A 17,593-nucleotide genomic window follows, 5' to 3' on the forward strand; every position below is an offset into this window, starting at 1 on the left:
TTTAGATTCAGAGGGATAGGGAATGACTAGCCAAGGAGAATGGGTTGCCGCCTGTGCTACCAATGCATTGATGCCCGAAGAGACCCTTCGCTTCGATCATGGTAGCTGCACGTTTGTAGTTGTTTGCTCTCCCGAGGGAGACTACTTCGCGATCGATGGCCACTGCTCCCACGAGAAAGTCCATTTAGCGGATGGCATCGTTGACGGCGGAATCATTGAGTGTCCCAAGCACTTCGGGACCTTCGATTACCGAACGGGCGAGTCGCGTGCTTTGCCCGCATGCGTCGACTTGCGCAGTTACGAGGTGAAGGTCGAGAACGACACCGTCTTCATCAAGCTCTAATTGGAGCCAAAGGGCGGAATGCAGGACAATGTCGAAGCAGAGCTTGCTTATACTACAGTCCCTTTGGGCGATGGAACGGCGCCAGCCCGACGGGGTCGAACGTTCCATCGATCAGAACATAGCGATGATCCAAGAAGCCGGGTTCGACGGCATTAGCACCTCGTGCACCGATCCTGCGCGCGTCGCCCTGATTGCACGTGCCCTAGCCGGCTCGGGACTTGCAGTCGAGGGTATGTGCTTCCCGCAGACGATCGATCACCTGAAAGCTGCCATTGACCTTGCTCGGCGCCTCGATGTCGTGCATCTCGACGTCCAGCCTGACATTCGCCTGCGCCGTGTCGCCGACTGTGTCCCGCTGCTGGAAGGCTGGATCAGGGTGGCGCAAGATGCGAACATGCCGATCTACTTCGAGACGCATCGCAATAGGATGACGACAGATCTCCTGTTTACACTCGAGTTGATGGATCAGGTTCCCGAGATGCGCATGCTTGCTGATCTCTCGCACGTCCTATTGGGCCGCGAGTTTTGGTATCCGATCTCGGACGAAGACGAAGCGCAGGTGCGGCAGGTGCTCGACCGCACCTGGGCATTTCATGGCCGCGTTGCATCGCGCGAGCAGATACAAATTGAGATCACGTTCCCTCAGCACAAAATCTGGTTGGATCTGTTTCTCTGTTGGTGGAAGTATGGATTCAAGAGCTGGCAAAGGCGCGCTGGTGCGGATGCTCGTCTCGCTTTCGTCTGCGAACTTGGTCCGCAGCCTTATGCAATTACCGACCGACAAGGCAACGACAGCACAGATCGCTGGAAGGAAGCTCTCTTACTCAAATCCCTCGTGCGCAACGTGTTCGAGAGTGTGGCAAACGATGCGCCGCCTTCAACTGGCGATCGGGTGGCCACTTGAGTGCAAAATCCACAATAGTGATTGTCGGCGCGGGCGAAGCCGGCACAGCCGCCGCCATCGCCCTGCGCGAACGTGGATGGCGGGGCAGACTGGTCTTAGTAGGCAACGAATCTATACTGCCGTATGAGCGCCCGCCTCTATCCAAGGCGCTCCTGCTCGACAAAATGAACCCTGGACCCAAGCTCATTGTGACGTCACAACGCCTTGCCGAGTTGGAAATAGAGTATCTTCAGGGAAGCGAAGCGGTCTCAATTGATCGCGTGACCAACATGGTTACGCTCTCAAACGGCTCAGCGATAGCGTATCACCGTCTCCTACTGGCCACGGGAGGCCGACCTCGGAAACTGAGCGTTCCGATCGCCGAAGGAGCCGAGGTGGCGACACTACGGACGTACGAGGACGCCACGCGCATCCGCTATGTCATTGGTCAAGGATGCGACGTGATCGTGATCGGAGGCGGCTTCATCGGGCTTGAGGTTGCCGCGAGCGCCGTCTCGAGAGGTGCTTCGGTGACCGTACTCGAGGCAGGACCGCGGCTACTTACGCGGGCAGTGCCAGCTTCTATGGCCGAGTTGATCAAAGCCAAGCACGAACGTTCTGGCGTGCGCATCGAGATAGCCGCGATCGTCAAACGCATCGATAGGAGCGAAGGCCGTTCCAAGGTGGTAATGGCCGACGGTCGCTCACGCGACGCCGATCTCGTGATCGTTGGAGTCGGAGCGACGCCGAATGTCGGCCTTGCGCAAGCGGCGGGACTAGCAATCGAGGACGGTATCGCTCTGGACGAGACGCTCGCGACTTCAGATCCGCACGTTTTCGCGGCGGGTGACTGTTGTTCGTTTCCTCACCGCCTCTATGAAAGGCGAATCAGGCTGGAGGCCTGGCGCAACGCCCAGCGGCAAGGTGCGGCGGCGGCGGCGAACATGCTGGGCGAGAACCGTCCTTACGAGGACGTTCCTTGGTTTTGGTCGGATCAATACGACGAGACACTGCAAATCGTGGGCCTCGTTCCGGAAGGAGGAATCCCCATAATCAGAGACTTTGGTGCGAGGGCTCAGATCTTGTTTTACCTCGCAGCAGATGGGCGCCTGGTGGCCGCATGCGGATTCGGGAGCCTAGGTGTCGTAGCGAGAGAAATTCGTGCCGCCGAAATCATGATCGGGAGGCGGCTTAGACCTCCAGCAGACGCGCTCGCAAGGCCCGAGATGAACATGAAGAAACTAATGGGTTAGAATAGAATTCGGTATCCAAGACCGCCTCAGCGCCGATCCTGATTGCAGCCGGAGAACTGGCGTTAATCCGATGCCTATACTGCTCGCCGCTCGGGCGCGCTACGCGCCTGGCCTACGTGGTCCTCAATGACGCTGGAGCTATACGAGTGCGGGGCTAGAACGGCTGGATGCTGATGGCTGTGCTCCCTGCGCCGATCAGCTTGCGCTCGACGTCGCGCCAGGATCCATCCGCGGCCGACTTCGGGGGCGCCGCGGCCACCATCGACTGGTCGTAGATACGAGGAACGAAAACCTGCCCATTGTGCCCGCCGAGGCGAAGATTGCGACTATAGATCACAAACGTCCTTAATCTGCGGATGACGCTCGATCCAGAGCGGGCCATTTCTCCGTGTTGCAATCGGTCTGAATGAGAAGGGCCCCGTCCAAAGGCGGGGCCTTTCGTGCTGGGTATCGTTCACGCTGGGGTAGGCAGAGGTAGGAGACGAAGCCGCGCCGTGCCTAATCCCCGACGTACACGCCGCCTCGTTTCTTCGCGATCAGATAAACTATGATGCTAAGCAACGCGACGGCTGTGCCATAGAATGGAAACACCCAGGACAGATTAGAGCGTTGGAGCCATAGCAGCAGGAATGGTGTGGTACCGCCGAATATCGTTGCGCCAATAGCGTACCCGAGGGCGACGCCGGTGGTCCGAATATTTCTGGGCATCAACGTTGTGGCAATAAAGTTATATAGCGCCATATTGCAGCCGACCAGAGTTCCGCCCACCAACATAACGATGGAGAAGGTCAGAATGCTCTTCTCGGCATAGAGCAGGGATAGAAAGAACGACGGGATTAGCAGCAGGCGCATCATCACGAACGCACGCGACGGTTTCACCTTATCCGCAAAGGCACCGATTGTCGGCGAGAACACCATCCAAATCGCGCCCATGACCGTCACGATGCCATACACATAAGTGCTGTTCTCCTTGAATACGCCGTTGGCAATGTTAGGCAAACCGAAATTGTACGTGTAATTAGCGATCTGCACGCCGCCAACAACCAGAATCGCGGCGAAAAGCGACAGCCTTGCTTTCCAAAGCGCTTTCCACACTCCGCCAGTCGTTTGTTGGATGCGCGAGTCCTCGTCGACGCGATGCATAGCGCGAGCGATTAGGGTTTCTGGAAGGGTCTGCCGAAGATAGATGATGAGCAAGCCTAGAACACCTCCGACTCCAAACGGAACGCGCCAAGCCCAATCGCGCATGACTTCAGGGGACACGGCGCCGCTGACCAGGAAAGCAACCAAGCTGGCTCCGATCGAGCCCACCATGATGAATGTGCCATTGACCAGTCCAAGGTATCGTCCCTCCTGACCTGCCGGTGCCAATTCGATCGCGATCGCATTGGCAACGCCCGCTTCGGCGCCTACGGCGAGGCCTTGCACCAGGCGGAGGGAAACCAGCACGATGGTGGCAGTGATGCCAAGATCCTTGTAGCCTGGCAGCACTGCGATCATCAGCGACGATAGCGCCATAGCGGAAACAGCGATCAGCATCACGGCTTTGTGGCTGATGCGATCTGCGATGGGGCCGAGCAGCGCCGCCCCTAAAGGCCGTGCGGCAAACCCTGCTCCGAATACTGCCAGTCCCGCGAGCAGCGAGACGACAGGGTCAGTGGCTGGAAAGAAGTGCGGCGACAGGAATGCCGCCATGAAGCCATAGAGCTGCCAGTCGTAGAATTCGAGGGCGACGCCTCCGCCGAGGCCCAGAGTCATTGACCTCGTCGCGACGGACTTTTCAATCTCAACGACGTCGCCTACCGGGTGTGCTGTCAATTGCATGGTTTGCTTCCGCTCCTTTAATCAATTCGTCATGGATGATGGGCGCAGGAGTGCGAGGCGAGAGGTCATCGCCGTTCGTCGGCTTCAGTGGCGCTGATGCGGAATACAAGCGAGCACCTCCGCGCTGTGCGCGGCGAACTCAGGCGAGAAGACAGAGGTGCGCGGAGATGACGTCCCCGAGCCGTTTCGTTTTGATGTTGCAAGCAGCCTGCAATATGCGAGCGTCTGGCTCATTTCACCGTTCCCTCCTGTTGCACCCGCGCTTTGCGCGTCACGTTCGTCTTTCTATGGCGATGACGCGGTGAGTTGGCGGCATCCCCCGCGGGCGAAAAGTGCCTCTCGCTCACGGTCGCTATTTCCCAACGCCGGTCGTACTTGCCCTAGTCCGTACGTGAGGAGCACAACATGCAGATAGCCCAATGTCAATATTGCGACACAGCAATACGATATTGGGCTAGCGAATACTAAGTCTGCGATCAGCAGAGCTCCTGGGGAAATAAGGAGCGCCTGTAAGGCTTTGGAGAATCAAGTATTATAGCTCAGCCGCCGCATTTCCCGGTCCGCTTGCGCTATCCCAATGCGCGCGTTGCTTGCCTTGCGGGCCTGAAATGCCGAACGTCTCGACGAAAAATGGCTCTTAACCGCGGACTCCGCGGGAGCGATCAGCGCCCGCCTCTCTCAACGTCCGGCGCAACTGACAACACCAACAATTCAAGTGCTAAGAGCAAAGGCAATGGACAGCGGCGTTACGATGGGCTGACTCGGGATCTCCGGTCGCCGTCCATGGGACTCACGCGCACGAGGAGGTGATCGCGTTCGCGGACATGTCGCTGTAGTCCCTAACCACCTTGACGAAGCATAGTGGAAGGCAAACGGCTGGGCCGCCGTCATCCAAGGTGTCGGCAATACTTCAGTAAATCGCTGCGCGGCCCTGTCATACGGCGAAGGCGGTTTGCGCTTTTTTGCGAGGTGCGACGAAGGTGCGCATTACTAACAGTGCGCACGAGTCAGTCGCCGTGGCGTCGCACATCGCCCGTTTTAGGAACTCAGCCACTGGGCGGTTACATCGCGAACCTAATACTGCGAACGGCTCCCTTACTCTCAAGCCGAGAGGGGAGCATGGCCAGGTAGTGGCATTTCAATTGGTAAAGACCGCCGCCTTATGGCTCGTTCTGGTGGAGCCGTTCCGCACCAACGACGGAAGGCAAAGGCCCTTCCGTCGAATATCTCATTCTCCCCGATATCTGGGCGGGCGTTTTTCAAAGAAGGCATCCATGCCCTCTTGCTGGTCCGAAGTCGTGAAGGCCACCCGAATTGCCTGTCGTTCGAATTCCACACCCGCATCCAGAGGCGTCTGATACGCGGCGAGCACCGCTGATTTGGCGAGTTCGACGGAGCGCGGCGGCTTCTGCGCAATGAGGCCTGCGATCTCGAGCGCTCGCGCGCTCGCCGTACCGGTGGGGACGATGTCCGCGATGAGCCCGGCACGCAGCGCGGCCTGAGCAGAAATTGGCTGACCGCCCAGAACCATCAACATTGCCAATGATTTTCCTGCTACGCGGGTCAATCGTTGAGTGCCGCCGTCGCCAGGGATCACGCCTATATTGATTTCTGGCTGCCCAAACTGTGCATTCTCGCCCGCCACCACGATGTCGGCGAGCATGGCCAGTTCGTTCCCGCCGCCGAAACATACACCTTCAACGGCTGCAATGATGGGCTTCACGCAGGTCGTGATATCTCTCCAATCATTCCGCCTGATAGGGTTGTTGATGGCTTCGAACCCGCGCTGCTGCATTTCCTTGATGTCCGCGCCCGCACAAAAGAAGGCGTCGCCTCCTGTGAGCACGATGCAACGTACCTCCTCGTCGGAAACGGCAGCGCGGCAGGCTTGCGCAATATGTGCGATGAGTTCATTGCTCAGAGCGTTTCGTTTCGCATGTCTATTCATGCTCAACAGCCGAACATGTGGGGACGGCGTGGACGCGATGACGAGGTCTGATGTGGTCAAAGGGTGATCCGTGAAGGTTTGGCTTGGAGTTTATGGCGCTTCTTCGCGCAAGCCGCGAACGAAGGTCACGGCGGCTAGCCGAATGCCCTTCTATTGCGGGCATCGGCAATGGTCTCGACTGAAAATCCGAATGAGGACAACACCTCGTCGGTGGCAGCACCGATCGGTGCTGGGTGGATCCGGATGCCTGGTGGGGTACGCGACAGGCTAATCGGAAGACCGGCCAACGGGACGGTTCCGCGCCCCGGTACATCTACTTGCCACATGATGCCATTGTGCGCAGTTTGGGCCTGACTGACGGCGTCCGCGATCTCATTGACGGCCGTGCAAAGGAGATCCACCTCAGACAGTCGCTGCACCACCGCCTCGGTCGTGAGTGAGGCTATCGCCTCCGCGCAATGTTCCTGAACCCTCGAAAGATTCGCAACCTGACCTTCGCGGGTTGACAGCTCAGGTCGCGTGCTGATGTCGGGTAGACCGAGCGCTTGGCACATCAGCCCAAGCGGATTGTCACGGAACAGCATAACGACCGACACCCAGCCGTCTTTAGTTTTGAAGAAGATCGACTGACTGATCCAGTTCGTCTTCGTTCCGTAAATGCTCTCGCTCGCAATTTCACAGAGTTGCATGGCGAGTGCAACATCGTACAGACAGGTCGAAACGACTTGGCCGAGCCCGGAGGTTTGACGTTCAATAAGGGCCGCGAGAACACCTTGTACAAGCGACATAGCAGCGCCGTAGTCAACGATAGGCGAATTGGTCAAGTGAGGCGGTTGATGCTCTTCAAGCCCGCCGCGAGCAAGCCCGCTGAAAGCCTGCGCCAACATATCCTGGCCGGGCCGGCTCGCCAGAGGCCCGCTTTCACCGAACCCGAACCCAGCGGCATAGACCAACCGAGGATTGCGCGCGCTCAATTCGGGGAATCCGAGGCCTAGTCGCTCCATCACGCCCGGTCGGAAGTTATGCATGAGCACGTCGGCCTTATCGACCAGCTGAAGCAGGATTTCCTTGGCGACTGGGTTCTTGAGATCCAGGGCGAGTGTACGCTTATTGCGTCCCATGGCTGCATAGTAGGAGCTCATTCCGCCAACCCGAGTCGCCTCGAAATCGAGCCCACGGGTGATGTCGCCCTGGGGTCTTTCGACCTTGATGACGTCCGCGCCGAGATCGCCCAAGACTTGGCCGGCAAGAGGGACCTGCATCACCATTCCCACTTCCAGCACGACAATTCCATTAAGGGCGCCGGCTTTCTGGGTGAGCGTGTTGTCTGCGGGTTCAGCGATCACTTGGCGACCTCTCTGATGAATCTGATTTTGGTCGGCCACGAGCCGACACACGAAAGCTACAGCACAACCCTAAGCAGGTCAAATGATATGCTAGCCCAATCAGACATTGATATATCCCAATATATGTGGAATTGGATCCCGCGGGAATTCCGGTACCAACGCCGGCGTAGAGCGATGATGAATTCGCCATCGCGCCCGCATGGCATTTTTCGACGAACCTAATTTGGATGGACACCGATGAATTTGAATTACATCGCCGGGGAATGGCTTGCTGCGTCGAACGCAGTGCCGAACGTGAATCCTTCGAACACGTCCGACGTGGTCGGGGAATTTGCGCAAGCTTCGGCAAGCGATGTGGAGCGAGCGATTGACGCGGCATTCGACGCTTTCCGAGCCTGGTCCCGTTCAACCATCCAGACCCGGCACGATTGCCTCAATGCGATCGCCGCCGAGATCCTTTCACGGAAGGAGGAACTTGGGCGGCTTCTCTCCCGCGAAGAGGGTAAGACCCTTCCAGAGGGGATTGGCGAGGTCACGCGTGCAGGACAGATCTTCCAGTTCTTCGCGGGTGAATGTCTGCGTCTTGCAGGCGAGAAGCTGCCGTCCGTTCGCGCTGGGGTGGACGTCGAGATTACCCGAGAACCCGTGGGCGTTGTGGGGCTCATTACGCCCTGGAATTTTCCCGTCGCGATTCCTGCCTGGAAGATTGCTCCTGCTCTCGCCTGCGGGAACACGGTCGTATTCAAGCCAGCAGAGCTGGTGCCAGGATCGGCGCACGCGTTAACGGAGATCATCTCGCGCGCAGGTATTCCGCCAGGTGTGTTCAACCTCGTCATGGGCCGCGGCTCCGTCGTTGGTGAGGCCATGCTGAAGAATATCAAAATTGCCGCGATTTCATTCACCGGCTCGACCTCCACGGGGGAACACATCGCGCAAAGTTGTACGACGGCTCATCCGATGAAAAAGGTTCAGCTTGAGATGGGCGGGAAAAATCCGATGGTCGTTCTGGACGACGCCGACCTCAACGTCGCCATCGAATGTGCAGTGAACAGCGCCTTCTTCTCGACGGGCCAGCGTTGCACTGCCTCCTCCCGCTTTATCGTGACAGATGGCGTCCACGACGATTTCGTTGCAGCAATGGCAGAACGTATGAAATCCCTTGTAGTGGACGACGCCTGCAGAGCCGGAACCCACATTGGCCCGGTGGTCGATCAGCGTCAGCTCGATCAAGATCTCAGCTATATTCGTCTAGGCCAGGATGAAGGCGCCAAGCTCGTGGCTGGCGGCGAACTGCTTAGTCGAGATATGCCGGGCTTCTATTTATTTCCTGCCCTCTTCGCGGAAGTCGACAATCGAATGCGAATCGCACGGGAGGAAATATTCGGACCCGTTGCAACGGTGATCCGTGCTCGTAACTATGAAAATGCCCTGGAGATCGCAAACGATACCCCGTTCGGACTGTCGGCTGGGATCTGCACTTCGAGTCTGAAGTACGCGAGTCACTTCAAACGCAATGCTCAAGCGGGGATGATCATGGTCAACCTGCCAACCGCGGGGGTGGACTACCACGTTCCGTTCGGCGGCCGTAAGGGCTCGTCCTACGGACCGCGCGAACAGGGCAGATATGCCGCCGAGTTCTACACGACAGTCAAGACGTCCTATTCCTTCGGCGGCAACATCTGACCAGGTGCCACTCCCGGAAGACACAGCACAACCAGAATGCGCTTGGCGCATTCTGGTTTCAGATGATGGACATGTCAGCTTCGTTGGTGGGCTCTAACGATCCGGCCAATTGCCGCAAGGCCCACTCGAGATCCTCGATACGATCCGGCACGCCGATCGAGATTCGCAATCCCGAGATCAGCGACGGATCGACAAGCAGAGCGGAAGACGGCGTGGTGATCACTCCGCGTTGCAATGCTCTGGCGGCAACATGCTCGACGGCGCCACTCGGCAAATCCAGCCAGACGTGAAAGCTCGGTGGATGGTTGGCCCTAACATGCGGCCGTAGGATCTGTGAAGCGAGTTTGACGCGGTTCTTCGCTTCTTGTGCCAACGACTGACGCACCTTAGCGGCAAGGCCGTTCTCGATCCACTCGGAGGCGATCATGGAGGAGATGGGAGACGCCATCCAAACGGTCGCCCGCATGGCCTGATGGATACGGGGTATATACTGTTCGGGCACGACGAGCATGCCCAGGCGTAGGCCGGGCGCCAGACATTTCGACAGCGTATTGACGTAGAACGTCCGCTCCGGAGCCAGCGAGGCGAGAGGAATGCTGGCCTGGTCCAAGAAGCCGTAGGCATCGTCCTCGATGATTAGGATGTCGTGCTTGCGTGCAATTCGCACAATGTCCTGGCGGCGAGCCGCTCCCATGATCGCGGCCGTGGAGCTCTGGACCGTGGGCATCGTGAACAGCACTCGCGCAGCGCCCGAAGCTGCCGCTCTATCGAACGCTTCCGGAACGAGGCCTTCGCTATCCATTTGAAGCCCGACCAGCTCAAGCTTGGCGAAATGAGCGTACGATTTCATGCCATGGTAAGTGGCGGCCTCGACGAATACCTTGTCACCCGGCTGACAAATGGCGCTCAGTGTCAACGAGAACCCGTGTTGCGCCCCATTCGTGACGACGAGATTGTCAGGTCCGGTATCGAAGCCGGTATCGCGCAACAGCCTGGCGAACTGGCTGCGATGATCCATCACCCCGGACTGAGAGAGGTAGCCGACATAATCGGAGATGTCACTGGGGAACGTCCACCTGCTATCTGCGAGCGCTTTCGGCAACCGCGAGGGGCCTGGTATGTTCAAGCTCAGGTCGATGACCCGCCCGCGAGACTGGAAGCTCTGGCGCTGTTCTGCAACAAACGTCCCCCGGCCAACGTGGCCAACGAGCAGGCTTCTGCGTTGCCCCTCTGCGTAGGCCTTGATCACGGTGCCGACGCTGAGACCGAGACGCTCCGCCAAGTCACGCTGAGTCGGGAGTTTCGCCCCGACAGCAAGCGACCCGGACGAAACATCCTTCTCAATAGCCTCGAGTAGACGGAGAAAAGCGGGTGCCTTGCCGGGGCGCAGTTCGGGATACCATTTTTGCATTTCAACCGCTTATCTTAGAGGACCTTGACCTTCAACTCCCGAGGCCGAGCTCGCAATCACGAATTTGGGCGAGAAGCCGCTGATTTTCAACAGATTTCCGACGTGTCGAAAGACGGCGGAGCGCTCCGGATAAAGGAGAGGTCAGTGACCGCCGCCTCGCCGCACGGTCACTCGCTCCATGAAGGACCCAAGCGTCACTTAGGTAGACCTGCCTCGATTGTGAAACCTACAGTACCTTGACTGAAAGGAGCTCCGTCTTTTCGTCCGCGATAAGTGGGTTGCGCAATGGTCGGCCAAACGCTTTCGATTCCACCTCGAAGACGTCACCGCTGCGCGGCCTGACCCCGGCGGCGAAGCTCAAAACGCTCGCGCCGAAGAAATGCACGTGAACATCACCCGGCCGACGGAAACCGCGATATTTGAAGTTGTGATGTTCAAGGTTGCGGATGGTATGTGACATGTTGTCTTCGCCGGAAATGAATTTGTCAGACCAGATCGTTGAACCGGCCCGCGATACGCGCACGGTACCCGTTACGTCACTCGGGAGCTCGCCGAGCAAGGCTTCGGGACCGTAAGAGCACTCGCGCAATTTTGAATGGGCGAGATAGAGATAGTTCTGCTGCTCCATCACGTGATCCGAGTACTCGTTGCCGAGGCTGAAGCCCACACGCAGGACCTCCCCTTGGTCGCCGATGACGTAGAGGCCCACGACCTCTGCTTCATCGCCGCCATCTTCGGCCCACGCCGGCAAACTAAGCGGATGCTCGGGAGGCACCGCCCACGAACCATCCCCCTTGTATGCCCACTCGGGCTGCACCCCGATGCTTCCATGATTCGGCTTGCCACCTTCAAGACCGAGTTTGAACATGCGCATCGAGTCGGAGAGATCATCTGCTGCTAATTTTGCGTGCATGGCATCTCGAGATTCGGCGCTTCCGAGATGCGTTAGGCCCGTCACGGAAATGGTGCAGCGGGACGGCTCCGCATGATCGAGCGGCAGAAGCAACCTCTTCTCGGCAACAATTTCGTCATAATCGACTTCTCCCACACCCCCCCGTGCCGAAATAAGTTGTTCCAAGGACGCATCCGAGCGCGCGGCTTCCAGCGCAAGCTCGCGGACGCTCGTCGCATCTTTAACGACCACCGGCCGGGCACCATCATTGAGAATGGCGCCCACCTGCCGACGGCCTTCCGGCGTCACAAATTGAACTAGTCGCATCTCGCGTTCCTTACACCTCAGTGGGCTGCAGGCGACCGCTGAGCATCAGCAGCGCCTCAAACAAATAATAGCTACCGAAGATAAGCTCGGCGTTTTTGACGTAGTCCTCGGGCCGAGAATCTTCCCGCTTGTTGAAGCAGCCCTCGACCAGCATGCCGACGGGTCTGTTGTCATCGTCTCCCAACGGGGTGAGATAGCCATCGACGAGAGCGGCGGCCGTCTTTTCCGCAGCATCTTTGTATTTTTGACGCTTGCCTTCACAGGGCGCGACCGTACTCAGCTTGAACAGAGTAGATGCCATGAAGGCGCTCGCGGCTGTGTCTCGTTCAGTATTCGGGGCCGCAGGATCGTTGAAGTCCCAGTAAGAAATGCCATCGGCTGGCACGTGATCAATCCACCAATCCGCACCCTTGACTGCGGCAGCAAGGAAGCGCTCGTCGATGCCTCCCGAGAGGCAACTGATGGTCGCACCCAGCACGCCCCATGCCTGCGCCCTCGCCCAAACGCTGCTTTCGCTGTATCCCTTATGCGTATAGCGTTGAAGCACTTCGCCACTCTGCACGTCTAGGGAAGAGGATTGAACGAAGGCACCATCTTCTCGTTGATGGATTGAGAGAACCCGGGCTGTATGTTTGGCGGCGACGTCCAGCATTTGGCTGTCGTTCGACTCCCTTGCAGCCCAAAAGAGCAGCAGAGATACGACCAAGCTATCGATGCTGCTTGCGGTCGCTCCAACATGTGATCCTTCTTCGGCATTCGCTCCGAGCGGCACCAAACCCAGCTTGGGGTCGAATCGATGTTTGATATCTCTTGCCGCCGCGAGACCCAACTCTCGCGCTGACTTGCTTCCTCCGAGCAGCGCCCCCAGGCCGGCACCGTAGTAGAACGTCGCAGCCTTGAAGGCTGTGTCGGCATTTACGCGGGATACGAGACGCTTACAGACTTCGTCAGCCAAATGCTTGTAGCGCTCGCTTTCCTCGTCTCGCGACGCAAGCCACAACATTCCGAGCCAGTAGCCGCCGGTCCAATCACCATGAGCTGTCGTTTTCCAGATTCCGGTATTTGGATCAGCCCAATGCGGGAAACCATCGCCCACCTGCTGCGCTGTCGAACGAATGCGATCTTTGATGCGCTCGATCGCTTCATCCCAGTTCCTAGTCATCTCACGTCCTTGTTGCCAATTATCGGGGCGCCCTCTGTGGCCACTCCATACACATGGCAAGGGTTGCACGATTATTGAGATATATCAATTGCGGATTGGTTCAGCTCTCTTGGTTGACATCGGGGCATTGCCCTCTTATGGTCGCCCGACTAGCCCGCACTTGCTTGCCAAATTGCTCGTCGGGTCACGATTGATGCGACGGTCTCGATCACTGTCCTAAACGGCGCTCACATGGCCACTCGCGACCGGCTATCGGTCCGAGCCGCAACGGGCATCGGCCTCGAATACTGCGAACGTTCCCCCTGCAGGAGCCGCGCGAATTCGTCCTCACAAGGCTAACGCAACGCCCAACAAGTTTCGGCTACGATCTGGCCGGAGGCTTCGCGGTCGGAATGTACGAAGATCGGGCGGCGCCACCCGGCAAGAGCTCTACAATTGGTACAACCCTCTGTCGTGCCTAACAGGAGGCCGGACATGCCGAAGATCACCCTTCCGAGACTGACGCGCGTGGAGGCTGAGCAGATATCAACGAGCATTGGAACGAAGACCTGCAGGTGCGTCGAGCCTGCGAGCGCCTCGGCCGACATGAGAGACCAGCTTCAGTAGATCGTTCGAGACGAACATTCCGCAGGTCATAGCCAAGATGAACAAGTTCTATCTTGAGCACCAAGAAAGTCTGCGTGCTTCTCCATCGCCGTCCTAGTTGTGTCCGGGATCGAGGACTTCGACTAGGAGGAGATCGCCGCGCCGTACAGACTTATCGGGTGTCGCACGCAGAATGCCGACCTGCTTTTACCTGCAATCTGATTAGTATGTCCGCGGAAGGACCGGATGGAGCCGCACTCCTGCGAGTGCTTCGAAGATGGTCCCCCGCAGTTCAAAAAAGCACGCCTGCTCGGAAAGCTTCTGACGGAATGGGTGGCATCGCATGCCCTCACTGGCCCGGAACCTGAAAAAGAGGCCGCTGCTGGACTTCTCCAACAGCGGCTTAAGTCGAGGGAGGAAGCAGACAAGCCCGGTCTGCCAGCGGATCCGGCGTGCGCTCACATGTAGACCGGGTTCAAATCACGTGTAAGATCGGCGAATGATACGATGAGTAAAATCGGGTATAATGCGTTGAAAGTGACAGGCGTCGGGAAACTTGCCAGTCTTCTGCCCGTCGGCCGTAAAGGTGCGTCGTTGGAAATCTACGCACCATCTTTGCGCAGCCTTCCGAAGGGCTCCATACTCGTGATGGCTACCTTGCCCATTATCGATTGGAATGACTGTCTGCTGCGCGGCTTGCAAAACGTTTCCGAGATAAAGCGCGCCCACACGTACGCGGCCATCATGATGATCGATCCGTTCGCGTGTTGGGAGGACGTTGCCGAAGCGTTGAAAAAAGCTGGGGTCAGCGGAGTAGTAAATTTCCCACCAGCGTCCATGATTGAGCGATCTGCGGCTGGCGAACCGGTCGATTCCGGCCAGGAGCTCGAACTTCGGCGCATGGAATGGTTTGCTAGCCTGGGGTTTAAGATCTTGTTCGCCGCTGCCGATGATGCTGCGATGATATCGGCAGAGAGACGACTTGGTCCGCATCTCCATGGCATTGTCTACTTACCGGAAACGGCTCTCACGCTGAGGATTTGCGACGAGATGGAATTGGCCAGGCTTGACCAACAGGGGTCGTCGATCCCGAAGTTCGCGCTCTTGGACGTGACAGCTTCAAGGCGGCCGGTGGGCAAAAACAAGAGGGCAACTGCTACTCCAAGATCCTCAGCCCCTTGATCTTGTTGTACAGAGTTTTTCTTGAAAGCCCCAGATACCGGGCAGTCTTCCCTCGATGCAGCTTGTTTCGTTTCAAGCCCTCGATGATCCACTCGCGTTCGGAGAACGCGCTTGTCGGCTTCAGAGGTGATGACGCCGTCAAGAGTGGCCTCAGGACATCAGCCGTAATGTGCGTTTGTTGCAACGTCACCAGCTGATTCACGATCTGGCGTAATTCTCTCAAATTGCCCGGCCAGTTGTGGCCTGCGAGCGCCAAGAACGCAGAATTTTCTATACCGAGCGTTTGGGCATTCGAATCTCCTTTAGCCTCCACCGTGAAATGCTGAACAAGTTGCGGAAGGTCCTCGAGACGATCGGGCAGCGGGGGTAACCCAATATCCAGCCCGGCAAATAGCGCAACAAGCCGAGGGCATAGTACAGCGTTAAGAGCCCCCCCGCGAGCAACGGTTGCAGTTGCAATGATCCGTGCAGAGGAACGTGCCAGTGCTACGCTATTCAGCGGCGTGAAACTGCCGGTTTCCAGATAGTCGGCAAGACGCTCTTGCCCGTCCCGCGACAATTGATCGACATGCATGAGCAGGATCGTAGAATCCGTTGCGGTTTCCAGGAGCGACACTTGGCGTCGCCTGGTCTCAGTCTGCCCGGCGCCGAACAGGACGCCGACCGTATCGATGGCTGGGCCGGGCCGACATTGAAACAGCGCAGGCTTGGTCAGTTTCTTGTCGCTGAAGGCGTGGACCAGACTGGCTATTCGTCGCTTTCCTGACCCCGCCTCGCCCCACACCAGCACAGGACTGGGATGGCCTGCCAAGCGCCTTGCGGTCTCGAGCACGCGCTTCATGATTGAGGATTGCGCGATCACACCGTGCCTGAATCCGCTCAGTTGGAGCTGACGCTCGAGAAGATCGACCTTCTCCCGCAACAAGTGAATGGTCTTGAAGCCTGAAGTCACCTCAAGGACCGACATTTCCAACGGGACGCGGTCGAGCGACGAGCCGCCGATGAAGCCCTGAACACCTGTTTCGCGGCAGATATCGAGGAGTTCGTCAGGCTTCGTAATTGGCCCGCCCCCCATCAGGCAGATCGTGTTCCTGTCGATGGATTGAGCGACGCGAGCAACAGCGCTTGTGCGCGCGGCAAGCTCCGACAGGCTGATCGTGGGGTCGCATCCGCTTTCGATCGGCCGGTTGAGATTGAAATTGATGCAGATGGCCTCGACGCCGGCTTCGACCATGCGCCTTGCCTCGGGCTGGGTGCGCGTATAGCCGATTGCCATCAGGCCGTGTTGTGCAGCTTTGACCAGGAGTTCGATTTCCCGCTCGTAGCCAAGGCCGGACTTTTCCAGCAGAGATCTTCTGTAGTCATCGATGTGGATCACGGAAGGAAAGTTGGTGACCCCGGAAAAGCCCCACCTGATAATGCGCTCGAGAAAGCGGTCGATGTCGAGCTTTGGATCGAAGGTACAGGCCCCGAAAAAGACTGGCAATTTCGTTGAAGGCAGGATCTCGGTCCGACCGAAGCCAGCCACGAATTCGTTGCTGTTGCGGATCGGAAGAATTGAGGCAGGTGAAGAGCCACCCATTGCGCGAAACCGGCCAGCATTGAGCGCAAGCACGAAATCCGCGCCCGCCCGCTCGGCAGCTCTGGCGGCCATGCCTGATCCGATCCCCGCCCCGAGTACAAAAGAACGAGAGTTCCGGAAGAACCGCCTGATCCCGCCGCCCTTGACCTGGTCCACCCGCGTGTGCATGCCGTCCCGCCTCCTGCAGGGCAGGTCGGAAGGCTAGCTCCAATTTGCCGGCGCATGCAACCGTCGCAGCGCATTTCCGTTCATCATGAAGAGGTGGCAGTCCGCCGGCGAAGCCGCAAGACGGACCTTGCCCGACCTACTGGGCGCCGCCGCGTTCGGTGCCTTGGCAACCATCGATTCTCTGCCAGCATTGCCGTAGATGTAGGTGACGCTGCCAAGATGCTCGACGAAATCGACGTCGATCTCGATCCCAATATCGGTCTTCTCCGCCGCGGATGGAGAGAAATCATCGGGGCGAATTCCGACCGTGATCGGCTTGCCGACAAGCGACTGGTTCGGCTGGACGGGAACGAGGATTGTCGCGCCTGCATCGAGCTTGACGCCCATGCCCGTCGCGTGCGCTGATTCGATGTGGCCGCTGAGAAAATTCATCTTAGGCGATCCGATGAACCCGGCGACAAAGCGAGATGCCGGATTGTGATAGAGGTCGTGCGGACTGCCCACTTGCTCGATATTGCCGTCCTTGAGTACGACGATCTTGTCGGCCATTGTCATTGCCTCAACCTGATCGTGGGTCACGTAGATCATGGTGTTGCCAAGCTGCTTGTGTAACTTGGCAATCTGCACCCGCATCTGCACCCGCAACTCAGTATCGAGATTCGACAGCGGCTCGTCGAACAGGAACACTTTGGGTTCGCGTACAATGGCACGCCCAATAGCTACGCGTTGCCTTTGTCCGCCTGAAAGTTGCCGGGGCTTACGTTCCAGCAGATGATCGATCTGCAAGAGTGATGCAGTCTCGGTGACTCTGGCCTCAATCCCGGCCTTCGGAACTTTGGCCATACGCAGGGGGAAGGCAAGGTTCTCGCGCACGGTCATGTGCGGATAGAGTGCGTAGCTCTGAAACACCATGCCGATGTTTCGGTCGGCGGCATCAACGTCATTGACGACTTCATTGTCGATCAAGAGCCGCCCGCCGCTGATACGCTCGAGCCCTCCGATCA

At 58.1% G+C, this 17,593-nt stretch carries 14 protein-coding genes; 5 read left to right on the forward strand and 9 right to left on the reverse strand.

From position 1 onward, the window contains the following. Positions 1-22: 22 nt before the first annotated feature. Genes IVB32_RS42265 through IVB32_RS42275 form a run of 3 tightly spaced genes read left to right on the forward strand, consistent with a single transcriptional unit; the run spans position 23 to position 2,479 of the window. A complete protein-coding gene (locus tag IVB32_RS42265; RefSeq protein WP_018457738.1) occupies positions 23-343 on the forward strand; it encodes a Rieske 2Fe-2S domain-containing protein in 321 nt (106 codons plus the stop codon). A gap of 28 nt (positions 344-371) precedes the next feature. Further along, entirely contained in the window at positions 372-1,247 is an 876-nt protein-coding gene (locus IVB32_RS42270) for a sugar phosphate isomerase/epimerase (protein ID WP_247360808.1), read from the forward strand. Further along, positions 1,244-2,479 (forward strand): FAD-dependent oxidoreductase, encoded by a 1,236-nt coding sequence (locus IVB32_RS42275; protein ID WP_247360806.1) that lies wholly within the window; start codon positions 1,244-1,246, stop codon positions 2,477-2,479. The genes IVB32_RS42270 and IVB32_RS42275 overlap by 4 nt, the downstream gene beginning before the upstream one ends. Positions 2,480-2,633: 154 nt before the next feature. On the opposite strand, the gene IVB32_RS42280 is transcribed toward IVB32_RS42275, so the two are convergent. From IVB32_RS42280 to IVB32_RS42295, 4 genes are all read right to left on the reverse strand, one after another. After that, on the reverse strand, positions 2,634-2,816 hold the full coding sequence (locus IVB32_RS42280) for a hypothetical protein (protein ID WP_247360803.1): 183 nt from the start codon (positions 2,814-2,816) through the stop codon (positions 2,634-2,636). Positions 2,817-2,977: 161 nt separating this feature from the next. Next, positions 2,978-4,303 (reverse strand): MFS transporter, encoded by a 1,326-nt coding sequence (locus IVB32_RS42285; RefSeq protein ID WP_247360801.1) that lies wholly within the window; start codon positions 4,301-4,303, stop codon positions 2,978-2,980. A gap of 1,228 nt (positions 4,304-5,531) precedes the next feature. Next, a complete protein-coding gene (locus tag IVB32_RS42290) occupies positions 5,532-6,311 on the reverse strand; it encodes an enoyl-CoA hydratase-related protein (RefSeq protein ID WP_247360798.1) in 780 nt (259 codons plus the stop codon). Between the two features lie 74 nt (positions 6,312-6,385). Further along, positions 6,386-7,597 carry a CoA transferase gene (locus IVB32_RS42295; RefSeq protein ID WP_247360795.1) on the reverse strand — a complete coding sequence of 404 codons (1,212 nt, stop codon included), beginning with the start codon at positions 7,595-7,597 and terminating at the stop codon, positions 6,386-6,388. 237 nt (positions 7,598-7,834) lie between these two features. Here IVB32_RS42295 and IVB32_RS42300 point away from each other — a divergent pair, with 237 nt between their 5' ends. Beyond that, positions 7,835-9,280: an aldehyde dehydrogenase family protein gene (locus IVB32_RS42300; protein WP_247360793.1), complete on the forward strand. Its 1,446-nt coding sequence runs from the start codon at positions 7,835-7,837 to the stop codon at positions 9,278-9,280. Between the two features lie 58 nt (positions 9,281-9,338). Here IVB32_RS42300 and IVB32_RS42305 read toward each other — a convergent pair whose 3' ends face one another. The 3 genes from IVB32_RS42305 to IVB32_RS42315 all read right to left on the reverse strand — a co-directional run bounded on the left by IVB32_RS42305 (position 9,339) and on the right by IVB32_RS42315 (position 13,072). After that, on the reverse strand, positions 9,339-10,691 hold the full coding sequence (locus IVB32_RS42305) for a PLP-dependent aminotransferase family protein (RefSeq protein WP_247360790.1): 1,353 nt from the start codon (positions 10,689-10,691) through the stop codon (positions 9,339-9,341). A gap of 226 nt (positions 10,692-10,917) precedes the next feature. Beyond that, a complete protein-coding gene (gene araD1 / locus IVB32_RS42310) occupies positions 10,918-11,910 on the reverse strand; it encodes an AraD1 family protein (RefSeq protein ID WP_247360786.1) in 993 nt (330 codons plus the stop codon). A gap of 10 nt (positions 11,911-11,920) precedes the next feature. Further along, positions 11,921-13,072: a glycoside hydrolase family 88 protein gene (locus IVB32_RS42315; protein ID WP_247360784.1), complete on the reverse strand. Its 1,152-nt coding sequence runs from the start codon at positions 13,070-13,072 to the stop codon at positions 11,921-11,923. 1,092 nt (positions 13,073-14,164) lie between these two features. On the opposite strand from IVB32_RS42315, the gene IVB32_RS42320 reads away from it, so the two are divergent. Further along, complete coding sequence (locus IVB32_RS42320) at positions 14,165-14,839, forward strand: hypothetical protein (RefSeq protein ID WP_247360781.1); 675 nt, start codon at positions 14,165-14,167, stop codon at positions 14,837-14,839. Here the strand turns inward: IVB32_RS42320 and IVB32_RS42325 are convergent. Next, positions 14,814-16,589, reverse strand: coding sequence for a phosphoenolpyruvate hydrolase family protein (locus tag IVB32_RS42325; RefSeq protein WP_247360778.1), 1,776 nt, complete (start codon positions 16,587-16,589; stop codon positions 14,814-14,816). The genes IVB32_RS42320 and IVB32_RS42325 overlap by 26 nt on opposite strands. A gap of 33 nt (positions 16,590-16,622) precedes the next feature. After that, positions 16,623-17,593, reverse strand: a 971-nt coding sequence (locus IVB32_RS42330) for an ATP-binding cassette domain-containing protein (protein ID WP_247413200.1), incomplete at its 5' end; no start/stop codon positions are given.

It is taken from the genome of Bradyrhizobium sp. 23, assembly GCF_023073295.1.
In the GTDB taxonomy this organism is placed as follows: Bacteria; Pseudomonadota; Alphaproteobacteria; order Rhizobiales; family Xanthobacteraceae; genus Bradyrhizobium; species Bradyrhizobium canariense_D.